Here is an 11395-nt window from a genome sequence, read left to right as displayed (position 1 = left end):
GGCCTGGACGCCCAGGTGACCGTCACCGGACTCATCCCGGCCCTGACCTACCGCCTGGAATGGGGTGACGGCACGCCCGCCGTGAACCTCACCGGTGTCGAGACCGCCACCCTGACGCACGCCTACAGCCGTCCCGGGGCGTACACCGTGACCCTGACGGTCCCGAACGGCGCGCCCGTGACGACCACCCTGACCGTGACGGTGGGGACAGGCACGCTCAGCGCGACCTCGGACGCCCTGACGGCCACCGCCCGTCTGTCGGGCCTGGAGGCCCGACTGACGTACACCCTGACCTGGGGCGACGGGTCGAGCAGCGTGGTCAGCGGCGTGGCCGCGGACACCCTGACGCACACCTACGCCCGGCCCGGCACGTACACCCTCACCCTCACCACCCCCGCCGCGACCAGCGTGACGACCACGGTCGTCATTCAGGTCAAAGCCCTCACCGCCGTGGTCGTGGCACCCGAACTGCGCGCCACCGCCACCCTGAGCGGCCTGCTCAGCACCCTGACGTACACCGTGGACTGGGGCGACGGTCAGCAAGACACGGTCGCGGGTCAGACCGCCACCACCCTCGTGCACATGTACCTGAAGCCCGGGCAGTACACGGTCACCGTCACGGCGCCCGGACTGGACCCCGTCACGACCACCGTGACGGCTGGTCTGCCGCCGCAGGAAGTCATCACGCCCCTGCCCGGCCTCACGCCGGACGTGCTGGACATCCGCATCACTGGGCTGCTGACGGGCGCCACGTACCTGCTCGACTACGGTGACGGCCAGGTGGAACCGCTGACCTTTACCGGGCAGTCGGGCCGCTGGACGCACCGCTACGCCCGCGCGGGTGTGTACACCCTGACGCTGAATCTCCGGACCCCGGACGGCGTGAGCAGCGTCCGGGCCGTGACCCCCGTGCAGGTCCAGCTGCCGCTGGCCGTGAGGACGGTCGCCGTGGCCTTCGAGAGCGATCCCACGAACCCGAACGTCACCCTGAGTGCCCTCGGTCCAGTCGCGGTGCGCCTGACGGTGAACTACGCCGGCAGCGGCAGCCTGACGGGCCAGTGGCTGCTGGACGGTCAGGCCGGGCCCACCGTCACGGTGAACCTGCCGGACGGAGACGCCACGGCCACCGCGACATTCACGGTCTCGCCGCCCAGGCCCGGCACCCACACCGTGTCGTTCCGCATCGCGGATCTCCAGTCGACATGCGCCGTGAACTGCCCGGCCGCCGTCATTCCCGGGGCGAACACGGTCCGGTACACCCTGGACAGCCCGAGTGTCCTCACCTATGGAGGCCTGAACGTCAAGGTGACCAGCATCACGAACCTGAACCTGCAGACCTTTGCGGGTGAAGGAACGGTGCGCCTGATCGTGGGAGGCGCCGATCTGGGCGACCAGCGCGTCACCCTGTCGAACGTCCAGGTGACCCGCTCGGATGCGGGCTACAAGGTCACGGGGGGCGACCCGACCAGGGTGACCCTGCAGGGCCTGCCCCTGCGCCTGCTGAACCTGGGGCAGGCCAGTGTGCGCCTGACCGCACTCCAGCTGAGGCCGGACGGAGCGGCGCTGAGCGGGACCGTTCAGCTGCCTGGCGGGACGGGAGCCGGACTGACCTTCACCGACGCCAGCCTGCTCGACGGCGGCGCGCTGTACGCCGAACTGAAGGGCGCCGCGACCGATCTGAATGACCTGAAGATCGGCACCACTGGCCTCAGCGTTTCGGCCGGCAGCGGCGTGCTCGACCTGTCGCGCACTCAGAACGCGGATGGCCTGAACGCCGTCTACGCGGGCGGCGCGGCCCCCACCCCCGACTGGATGGGCGTGGTGCTGCCGGGCGCTGAGCTGACCATCGGCGCTCCCATCGTCTCCGGCACCCCGGTCCGCGTGAGTGCCCCCGTGGCCTACACGCTGGGCGGTTACGCCACAGGCTTCGAGTTCACGCCGACGGGCCTGAGCGTCGGCGGCTGGGCCATCAAGTCCGGCCCGCTGAAAGCGGCCATCAGCGGCAGCGTCATCTCCAGCCTGAGCGGCAAGGGCAGCCTGACCGTGCCCATGGTGAACGAGCCGCTCGAACTGGCCATCGGCTGGAATCCGCAGCTCGGGAACCCGGGCGCCAAATGGGAAGTCAAGTCGGACGTCGCGGTGGCCAACCATACCTTCGGGCGCACCGCGCTGGATCTGGGCAAGCCCACCTGGGAGTTCGGCGGCGACGGCAAGGCGAATCTGATCTTCCCCAACGCCAAATGGAATCTGGGCGGCGTGAGCGGCGCCGAGGTCAAGCTGCCGCTGTACAACCTGACCTTCGTGCCCGACGGTTCGGTCAGCCTGGGCGGGAAGGACTGGGCCAGTGCGACGGGCCTGACCAACTTCACCCTGTTCGATTATCCGTTCCCGACCGCTGAAGTCGGCGCGCGCCGCGAGGCGGATGGCCAGTACACCCTGAGCCTGCGCGGCAAGCTGCAACTCACCGAAGCCCTCCCCCTGGGGGCCGCCGCGGAACCGGTCAGCTTCTGGATCAAAGACGGCAGGGACGTCAAGATCGTCTTCGAGAAGATCCGGATCTTTGGTGAGATCAAGACCGTGGACTTCGACGTGTCGGTCTCCGCCATGTTCCAGGATGACCAGAACCTGGAATTCATCGGGGAAGGGTCCATCAAGGTTGCCAAGAAGATCGCCGTGGCCGTCAAAGCAGGCTTCGGGCGGGACAACGGCACCGGGTACGGCTTCCTGTGGGCCGCGGTGGCCTCCTCGGGCCTGAAACCCTTCGTGACCGTCGGCGCCGTGGGATTCTACGAATTCAGCGGTGGCGTGGGCATCAACATGGTCTGGAAGGACGGGCAGTTCGACGTTCCGCCCGTGAAGGCCATTCCGCCCGCCGGCGCCGCCCGCGTGGTGAACGTGGCCATTCAGGCGGGCACGGTCTTCGGCACCGCGATCGACAACGGCACCACGGCGCATTTCCGGGGAACGCTGGGCGTGGATTCCGAGGGCACGGTGGCCATCAAGGCCGTCGGCTGGCTCTTCACTCCGCTGCAACAGGGCGCCCTTGGCAGCTTCGCGTCGGCCGCGGACAGCTACGCCGGCTCGAACCTCCCGACCGTCTCGACCAAGACGAGCCTCCCGCCCCAGGTGGCCGCCCTGATCCTGCTCAGCGTGCCCCCTGAAAACCCCGCGAGCGGCTACCTGCTCGTGCAGGGCTGCGTGGGCCCGGCCGCCCGGTCCTCGGTCGGCGGACTGGACTGCACGCGCAACCGTGAACTCGACTTCTACAGCATCGTCGCCGTCAAGGGCTACGCCGAGATGTACATGCCGTTCTCCGGCAGCGGTCAGCGCGTGTACCTGGGCACCAAGGCCAACCCCATCAGCGTGCGCCTGCTGTCGATGAAGTCAGGCAACACCACCACCACGACCACGGGGGGCAGCGCGAGCACGACGAGTGGCGTCACCGCGTCCAATGCGGCCCCCGACGGCGCCAGCAGCACCACGACCAGCCGGGCCGACGGCATCGGCTACAACGGCTACCTGATGGTCGACGGCACCAAGACCAGCGTGGGCGTCGGCACGAGCATCTCCTACAGCGTGGGCCAGAGCGGCACCGGCAAGGTCTGCGACTGGTACTGGTACGCCAACGCCTACCTGGCCCTGAACGCGGACTTCACCGTCGTGTACGACCCCACGTCACTCGACGCCTCGGTCACCCTCAGTGCCGGTGCCGCGGCGGGCGCGGGCGCCTGCGGCGTGAACATCAACGTGGGCATCAACATGGCCATCACCGGGCGCCTGTACGTCTCGGCGGCCAGCAGCTTCATCGACGGCACCGCGTCAGGCACCGTGACCATGCCGGTCATTCCGGACATTCCCTTCAGCGTCAGCGGTCGCGTCAACTTCTGAATGCGGCGGGGGTGACCGGCGTTCCGCGCCACCCCCGCCCCGCCGTTCCAGCCGACCGCCCCAATCCCGAGAGGCCCCATCCATGCGAACATCCCTGCTTCTGCTGACCCTCACAGCCACCCTGGGCGTGGCCTCAGCCCAGACACCCGCCGCGCCGAAGGGCAGCCCCGCCAAAACCGGCGTGGCGGCCCTGCCCACCCCCGACGGCGCGCTGCTGCGCTGGGCTCTGCCCGGCGACCTGCTGCCCGCCCGGGGGTTTCGCCTGCGGATCAGCGGTCCCGGCGGCACCCGCGATCAGACCGTGGCGTCTCCCCAGCCGTATTCCACCGCGCTCGGCCTGTCCAGGGCGGACTACGACGCGCTGGTCAGCGTCTACGCAGAGACCCCCGCCAACGACTCGGAACGGACCCAGCGGGCGTTTTTCAACCTGAACGTGGTCGCCCGGCCCGTCTACGCCCGCGTGCTGGGCATCATGACGACCCTCAAGGGGTTGCCTGCCGGCCAGTACACGGTCACCGTCACCGCCCTGGGCGGCAGCGAAACGAAGGTCGGCGAGGCGACCTTCAAGACGGGAGCGACGCCCGCCGTGCCGGCGCCCGGCACACCCAGGGCCACACCCGGCCCCGCCGCCGTGCAGCTCACGTGGCCTGTACCGCCGCCCGGCCCCGGCAATCTGGTCGTGGCGTACCGGGTCTACCGCGCCAGTGGCGCCGGCGCCTCTACCCTGCTGCAACCCACGCCCTTCTTCCTCTCCAGCCAGCCGGGCGGGGACGTGTTCAAGGACAGCGACCTGAAGGCCAACTCCACGTACCGCTACCAGGTGTCGGCCGTGGACCTGTTCGGCCGGGAGTCCGCCCGGACGGCCCCGGTCACCGTCACCACTGAAGCCGTTACGGTGCTGCCAGCCCCTGAGGACCTGCAGGCGACCGTCAGGGAACGCGCCGTGACGCTGCGCTGGACGCCCCCGAAAGACAGCCGGATCACGCAGCAGATCGTCATGCGCGGCACCGACCCCACCCTGCCCCTGAGCCCGCTGGGCACGCTGTCCCCTGGGGCGGCCACGTACACCGATTCCACCGGGCGCCCCGGTGAGACCTACGTGTACGCCGTGGTCTCGCGGGACGCGCGTGGACAGGTCGGCGCCCGGTCCAATGTCGTCGGTGCGCGCCCCGTGAACACCCGTCCCCCGGCCCCGCCCTCGGGCGTCACGATCAAGGCGGCCACGGCGGCCCTGACGCTGAGCTGGGCCGCGAACCGCGAGGATGACCTGCGCGGCTATCAGATCTACCGCAGCGAGTCCGAGGGCGCCGGTGCGCCATCCGTGCTCGTGAACTCCTCACCCGTGGAGGGCACGACCTTTACCGATCCGCTGGTCGCTGGTCTGCACAACCGGTACATCTACCGGGTGACGGCCCTGAACACCTCCCAGGCGGAATCCGCGCGTTCGGCGGCCGTGTCGTCCAGGCTGATCGACAAGACCCCGCCGCCCGCCCCGACCCTGCTGCCCTTCACGGTCAGCGCGCAGGGCGTGAAACTCAGCTGGACGCAGGCCGAGCTGCCCGACCTGGCGGGATTCCGCGTGCTGCGCGCCGCGGGTGGCGCGGCCGCCACGGAACTGGGCCGCCTGAACGCCGCGACCCGCACGTACCTGGACACCACGGCGGAGCCCGGCGTGACGTACTCGTACAGCGTGCAGAGCGTGGATGACGCCGGGAACGTGTCGGTGCCGTCCGAACCGGTGGCCATCCGCCGCGCCGGTACGGGCCTGCCCACTGCGCCGCAGGGCGTGGCCGTCACGGCGCTGGACGCGGGCGCCGGGAACCGCGTGGCCTGGACGGCCACCCCCGGCCTGTCGGTGGTCGTCTACCGCCTGGACGCGGCGGGCAGCGAGCCGCTGCAGGTGTCGGGTCTGATCACGGGCGGATCGTTCACGGACGTGGCCGGCACACCGGGCAGCCTGTATCAGCTGCGCGCCGTGGACGACCGCGGCCAGGTCAGTTCCCTGTCGGCCCCGGCGCCTGTGGGCGCGCGGTAGCGGCGTGGCCCGGGACCGCGCGAGCTCAGCGGCCCGGCGGCGCGCTATCGTGGCGGCGTCCGTGCCCAGATCGGCGTTCTGTCTTCCGGCACCCGGCGCTTCAGCGACCGGGGCTCAAGCCGGTGCGCTGGGCGCCGCGCCGCACCCCTGGGGGCGGAGCGCCGCATGTACCTGAAGACGTTCGGGGCCGCGCACCTGACCGGACCGCGCCTGCCGCCGCAGCACCTGCTGTTCCTGGCGTACCTGGTCGCGGAGGGCTCGGCCAGTCGCACGCGGCTGCGCGCGCTGTTCTGGCCTCACAGCACCAGCGCGGCCGCCAGTCTGCGCGTTCTGCTGAGCACCCTGCGCCGCACCGCGCCCGGCCTGGTCACCGAGCGCGGTGATCGCCTGATCGTGCAGTGCTCCAGCGACCTCGCCCTGCTGCTGGAACACATTCAGGCCGGGCGGACGAGTCAGGCCACCGCGCTGTACGACGGGCCGTTCCTGGCCGACGTGTCGCCCTCGCTGTTCGGCGCCGAGCTGGAAGAGTGGCTGATCGACACCCGGGAAGCCATCGCCGAGCAGCTGTGGGAATCGCTGGTGCACGCCGCGGAACACTGCGCCGGACAGGGCCGCCCCGCCGACGCCACCCGGCACGCGGAGGCCGCGTGGCACCTGCCGGGCCTGCCGCCCCGGGACGGGCACGACCTGCAGCGGCTGCACCGGCTGCTCATGCTGAGCGGCAGTCCCCACGCGAGCCGCGTGGCGCGGGAAGCCCGGGAACTGGGCTTGACGGTCACCGGCCCCCCCGACCAGCACGGCCCGACTCCCGTGACGGTCCCGTCCCTGCCGGTGGACGTCACGCCCTTCGTGGGTCATCAGGACCGGGTGGCGGACCTCGCCCGGACGCTGACCGATCCGGCCGTGCGGCTGCTGACCCTGGTGGGCGTGGGCGGCGCCGGAAAGTCGCGCCTGGCGGCCCGGGTGGCTCACGCCGTCCATCAGGACACGAACTGGCCCGTGTGGTGGGTGCCGCTGGAGGAGGCGCGGCACCCGGACGACCTGCTCGCCCAGACTGCCCTGACGCTGGGCGCGACCCTGCTGCCGGGCCGCCCGGCGCTGGACCTGGTCACCACGCTGCTGCGGGACGCGCCGGCACTGATCGTCTTCGATCAGTTCGAGCATCTGGACGCCGCGAGGATCGTGGGGCAGCTGCTGGAACGCTGCCCGCACCTGACGGTGCTGGTCACGTCCCGCCACCGCCTGACCCTGCGCGCGGAGACGGCCGCCGAGCTCGCTGGCCTCGATCTGAATCCGCCGCCCGGGCAGCCGATCAGTGACGCGCTGTCCCTGTTCGTCAGTCAGGCGAAACGGGTTCGCCCGGCCTACCGCTTCACGGACGCCGACCTGGACGACAGTCAGGCGGTGTGCGCGTTGCTGGACGGCCTCCCGCTGGCCATCGAACTGGCGGCCAGCTGGACGCGCGTGCTGCCGCCTCGGGAGATCCTGGCGGCGCTGCAACGGGACTTCGGGCTGCTGGACACGCCCCTGCCGGACCTGCCGCCCCGTCACCGCAGCATGCGGGTCGTGCTGGAGCAGAGCTGGCAGCGCCTGACCGGCCGCGAGCAGCAGGTACTCGCGGCCCTGGCCGTCTTCCACAGCGGCTTCACCGTGCCCGCAGCGGCGGCCGTGGCGGACGCCACCCTGCACGACCTTCAGGGTCTCGTGGACAAGTCGATGCTGCGGGTGGACGTGACCGGCCGGTTCACCCGGCATCCGCTGATCGCGCAGCTGGCCTGGCAGCGGCTGGACGGTCAGCTGCCCCTGCGGGACCTGGTGGAGGCGCGGCACGCCGCGTACTTCCAGCAGCGGTCCGATGAGGGATTTCACGAGATGCTCAGCGGACACCGGCAGGTGGAGTGGCGCAACTGGTTTCATGTGGAGTACCCGAACCTCCGGGCGGCCCTGAGCAGCGCGGTCCGCCGGGACGACGTCCTGACGGCCGCGTATCTGGTGAGGAACCTTCACCGCGAGTGGACCAACCGGGACCTCACGCCGGTGGCCCTGTCGACCGCGCACGCGATCCTCCCGGCGCTGGACGGACCGGCTCACGTGGACGCCCGGGTCTGGGTGCTCATCACCGCCGAGGCGTTCAGTCCCGCCCGGCCCGACCCCGACATGGACGCGCTGCGCGCCGCGCGGGCCGCCGGAAGTGAACACGCGGTCCTGTGCGCGCTGTACATCCGGGAGTTCCGCGCCTACCAGCAGGGTGACCCCGCGCATCCGGACCTGATGACCGAGTTGTGCCGCGCAGCTGAGCGGACCGGCCGGCCGGGCACGCTGGCCATCGCCCTGCGGCGGCGCGCCAGCGTGGCCCTGTCGCAGGGTGACGGGCGCGCCGCTCGCCTTGACCTGCACGAGGCGCTGCACCTGGTCGGCCGCCTCGGCACCACGTTCATCCAGGCGGACCTGCGCCTGCTGCTGGGGCAGGTGCAGGCGCTGCAGGGCGAGTACGCGGCGGCGGAGCAGTCGCTGCGTTCCGCCACGCAGATGTTCTCCATTCTGGGATTCCGGCCGGACGCCAGCACCTGCATGAGCCTGCTGGCCCTCGTTCACCTGTTCCGGCACGGTCCGCCCCGGCCCGCGGACGCGGCGCCGGGCGCCCAGGCCTGGTGTGATCAGGCGGACGAGACGTTCAATCCGCAGGCGCGCTATACCGTCCGTGACAACATGAACGCCCGGGGTTTCCTGCTGACCGGGCCGGACCCGGACGCCGCCCGGGAGTGGTTCGGCCGCGACCTGCAGGGCGCGCAGACCTTCGGCAACCGTCAGGGAGAACTCCTGGCGCGCGTGGGGCTGGGCTACCTGGCCCTCCGGCAGCGGCACTGGGCGGAGGCCGGCGACCACTTCACGGACGTCGTCCAGACCTCCAGCGTGCTGGGCGGCCACGTCCCGGCCCGCTGGCTGGCGCTGCACGGCCTGACCCGGGTCCACCTGGGGCTCGGTGACCGCCGCAGCGCGCGGTCCGTCAGGGAGGCGGCGCAGCAGCTCGAAGCCGGTCTGGGGGGCGTTCTGCCGAAATGGTCAGGTGCGGCTCCGGCACCCCGCGGTGGTCAGGGGGACAACGGCGGGACGCACAGCTCCGGGTAGCAGCGTCCTGGCCGGATCTCACAGCAGAATTCAGGAGTAGTGAAGGGCGTGATGCTGGCCCTTCAATGAAGCTGGACACCGCTGTCAGGACGACTCTCGACTGTGGGTCTCGACCGATCATGTCTGGTCTGTGATGAGCGACTCCGGGAGCTCTGACGTGGGGCGTCAGCCGGCGGTGTCGCATTCCTGTGCCGCCCATTCGAGCGGGCCGGTCTGGCGGGCCAGGTGGGCCCGGATGATCTCGCCGCAGTAGTACCCCAGGGTCACGCCGGTCCGGCTGGCGAGGTCTTCAGCCAGGCGGAGTTCTTCTGGAGTCAGGTCCAGGAGGCGTCGGACCAGGGACCGCTCGATGTCCAGGTGCACTGCGTTGTGAGGGGACATGGGTCAGTGTAGGTCACGTGGGGCCGCTCCGCTACGGGCGGCGGGGGGCCCGTCAGGGGAGCGGGGCGTCGTCACGGCTGGTCCTCGACGGTGGGGGCGGTGAGGATCCGCTGCACGTCGGCCCAGGTGCCGGGGCCGTGGGGTCGTTCGTCGCTCAGGACGCGCCAGTACCACTGTCCGGCCCGGCGTTCGAAGGTCACGAGGCGCAGGTCCGGCCGGACTGCGAGGTAGAGCGCGCCGTCCTGTGCGGCGGCCTCCTCGTCCGGTAGCGGTCGGCCCGGCGTGAACGGCATGCCTGACGATACTCCGCCCGGGCGGCCCGGCCTCCGACCTTAAGTGACCGTTCATTCACTTGGGGGGTTTCTCGCACTGTGGGCCGGCAGGACGCACACTGGGACGGTCATGCCCGCCCCGTTCCACCTGCTGGTGATTGATGATCAGGCCAGCGACCTGCTCCTCATCCAGGACACGCTTGATATTGATCATCCGGAGGTGCAGCTCACGCTGGCGCGGGATGGTCGCGAGGCGCTGGCCGCCTGCGAGTTCGGCCGCTGCCCGGACCTGATCCTGCTGGACTTTCACCTGACCGGCCAGTCCGGGCTGGACGTGCTGCGGGCGCTGAAGCGGCAGGTCGTCACCCGCCGGATTCCGGTGGTGATGTTCAGTGCCAGCGCTGCACCGGCCGATATCGACGCGGCGTACGCGGCGGACGCGGCCGACTATCACGTGAAGCCGCTGCTGCTGACGGACCTGCTGGTCCTGCTGAACCGGCTGATCGACACGTGGAGTGTTCGCGCGGCTCTGTCCCGCGAATGAACACGTGTCCATCCGTGCGCGTCTCCGGTGCACCGGCGCGCGTGGCAGACTGCGTGACATGACGGTCCCACCTGCTCCTCACCGGTTGTGTGTCCTGCTCGTGGACGACAATCCGGCCGACTGCACACTGGCGGAGGAAGCCTTCGCCGCCCTGGAGCAGCCGGTGAACATCAAGATCATCCAGCACGGGCAGGACGCGCTGCACTGGCTCCAGGCGCAGGCACGGGCCGGTGAACTGCCCGACGTGGTGATCCTGGACGTCAACATGCCGGGCCTGAGTGGCCTGGACGTCCTGCGTGAGATCCGGAACGACCCGGAGTTCCGTCACCTGCCGGTGGTGATGCTGTCCACGTCGGCCCGGGCGCAGGACGTGGACCGCGCCTTCGACCTGATCGCCAGTTCGTATCTGGTCAAGCAGGCGTCCTTCGCGGACTTCGTGGCGCAGATCGAGGATTTCGTCCGCTACTGGCAGCGTTCCCGCTTCCGTACGGCCCGCGTCCCCACCCACTGAACCGGGTGGCGCGAGGTCCCGCACGTCCCACAGCAGAATTCAGAGGTATTGACGGGCTTGTTCACTATCTCTGAATCGAGCGGACTCGAAGAGCTGCGCCGCAGAGCGAGCACCTGAGAAGGACAGCGGTTGGACGTGGAGCCCTGGGGCGTGCTCTTTGCCCCTGGGTGGAACTGAAACCCGCTGTCAGCGGACGACCGTGGTCTCGCGGGGCGCGGCGCGCGGCGCCTCGGGAGGGAGCCCGCCTGCGTCCGGCAGCGGGCTTCAGGTCCTCTCTGGGGCATGCTGTCGGCCACCCTCAGCAGCTGAACACCGTTGATGCGGAGTCCGTCTGGGTGTGTTCACAGCCCGGAACACCACCGATCTGCCGACTCCATGCCCGGAACCCTCTGGTCTCCAGCTCGCATCCGCCCGGATGGAACGGTTGTGGCACAGCAGTCAACTGCTGGCCGTGAGGAGCAGGCTTTTATCTTGACTGAGGTCCAAAAAGACGGGCTGATTGGGAGTCGTGACACAACCCATCAGCCCGCTCCCATTTCTAACCCAGATTCCAGACTGGCGTGACCCGATGCGCATCCATTACCCGTGGGATGGCCTCTGGACCCTCATCCTCATTGGCCTCATCGCCGGACCAC

Annotated in this window: 7 protein-coding genes; 5 read left to right on the top strand and 2 right to left on the bottom strand. The window is 70.3% G+C overall.

All coding sequences use genetic code 11. The features are described 5' to 3' along the window. The 3 genes from IEY69_RS21135 to IEY69_RS21125 form a co-directional block, all read left to right on the top strand. On the top strand, nucleotides 1-3888 hold a 3888-nt coding region (locus IEY69_RS21135; protein WP_189075061.1), incomplete at its 5' end, for a PKD domain-containing protein. Between the two features lie 82 nt (nucleotides 3889-3970). After that, nucleotides 3971-5923, top strand: a complete 1953-nt coding sequence (locus IEY69_RS21130; protein ID WP_189075060.1) for a fibronectin type III domain-containing protein — start codon at nucleotides 3971-3973, stop codon at nucleotides 5921-5923. Nucleotides 5924-6088: 165 nt separating this feature from the next. Next, on the top strand, nucleotides 6089-9052 hold the full coding sequence (locus tag IEY69_RS21125) for an ATP-binding protein (protein ID WP_189075059.1): 2964 nt from the start codon (nucleotides 6089-6091) through the stop codon (nucleotides 9050-9052). A 165-nt stretch (nucleotides 9053-9217) separates the two neighbouring features. Here IEY69_RS21125 and IEY69_RS21120 read toward each other — a convergent pair whose 3' ends face one another. Together IEY69_RS21120 and IEY69_RS21115 are read right to left on the bottom strand one after the other, a co-directional pair. Then, nucleotides 9218-9433: a hypothetical protein gene (locus tag IEY69_RS21120; RefSeq protein WP_189075058.1), complete on the bottom strand. Its 216-nt coding sequence runs from the start codon at nucleotides 9431-9433 to the stop codon at nucleotides 9218-9220. 71 nt (nucleotides 9434-9504) lie between these two features. After that, nucleotides 9505-9726, bottom strand: a complete 222-nt coding sequence (locus tag IEY69_RS21115) for a hypothetical protein (protein ID WP_189075057.1) — start codon at nucleotides 9724-9726, stop codon at nucleotides 9505-9507. 109 nt (nucleotides 9727-9835) lie between these two features. Here IEY69_RS21115 and IEY69_RS21110 point away from each other — a divergent pair, with 109 nt between their 5' ends. Together IEY69_RS21110 and IEY69_RS21105 are read left to right on the top strand one after the other, a co-directional pair. Continuing rightward, nucleotides 9836-10249 (top strand): response regulator, encoded by a 414-nt coding sequence (locus IEY69_RS21110; protein ID WP_189075056.1) that lies wholly within the window; start codon nucleotides 9836-9838, stop codon nucleotides 10247-10249. Between the two features lie 58 nt (nucleotides 10250-10307). Beyond that, nucleotides 10308-10760 (top strand): response regulator, encoded by a 453-nt coding sequence (locus IEY69_RS21105; protein WP_189075055.1) that lies wholly within the window; start codon nucleotides 10308-10310, stop codon nucleotides 10758-10760. Nucleotides 10761-11395 lie beyond the last annotated feature (635 nt).

The sequence above is a fragment of the Deinococcus sedimenti genome (assembly GCF_014648135.1).
Lineage (GTDB): Bacteria > Deinococcota > Deinococci > Deinococcales > Deinococcaceae > Deinococcus > Deinococcus sedimenti.
This window is presented reverse-complemented; position numbering and strand designations above follow the sequence as displayed.